Source organism: Streptococcus sp. HMSC068F04, assembly GCF_001837455.1.
GTDB lineage: Bacteria > Bacillota > Bacilli > Lactobacillales > Streptococcaceae > Streptococcus > Streptococcus salivarius_D.
This window is the reverse complement of sequence record NZ_KV832496.1, coordinates 1-727: the sequence shown is the minus strand read 5'-3', so window position 1 is coordinate 727 and position 727 is coordinate 1. Positions and strand designations below refer to the sequence as shown.

The window sequence follows — 727 nt, the reverse complement described above, 5'->3', positions numbered from 1 at the left end:
AAAAAGCTGAAGAACCTATTTCAGTGACTCCCTCCGGAATGGTAACACTCGTCAACTGGGTACCTCTAAAGGCACTATCGCCTATCTTCGTTAACGTGCTTGGTAATACTACTTCCTTCAAACTAGAGCCCGAAAAAGCATAAGAACCTATCTCAGTAACACCCTCTGGAATCACTAACTTTTCAATTCCTGTTCCAGAAAACAACGAACTTGGAATTGTCTTCCAATTCCCACGAAGCACTACTTCCTTAAGATTCTTCTGTCCACCAAATGGTGAACTAGTTGATTGCAACTCTGATGGCAAGCTAACTTTAGTAAGGGAATTGAAATCGTTAGAATAGTCAGTGCCAAAGGAACCACCACCTAACTTACTAACACTGTCTGGAATATAGAGCTCTGTAATTCTTGTATTACTGAATGCTCTAGAACCTATTTCGGTAACTGTCTCAGGAATATTTATGCTCGAAATCCCTGAACCTTGAAAAAGACCGTCAGCTATCTTTGTTATGCCTTCTTCAAAATGAATTGTCTTGAGATGTTGTGAACCTTCAAAAGCCCCATAAGCTTCACTCAAGTTCTTTGGAATAACGACACTACTTAAACTATCAATAGATCCAAAGGCTCCACTTCCTATAGTTGTGACACTTGTTGGAAGAGTGATGTCTTTCAACTGTGTCCCACTAAAAGCAGAATAGTCTATCTTCGTTAACGTGCTTGGTAACACTAC

General features: G+C 40.0%; 1 protein-coding gene. It reads right to left on the bottom strand.

What is annotated here, in order from left to right; translation table 11 throughout:
* The coding region (locus HMPREF2571_RS05830) for a leucine-rich repeat domain-containing protein (RefSeq protein ID WP_141760062.1) at window positions 1–727 on the bottom strand (727 nt) is incomplete at both ends.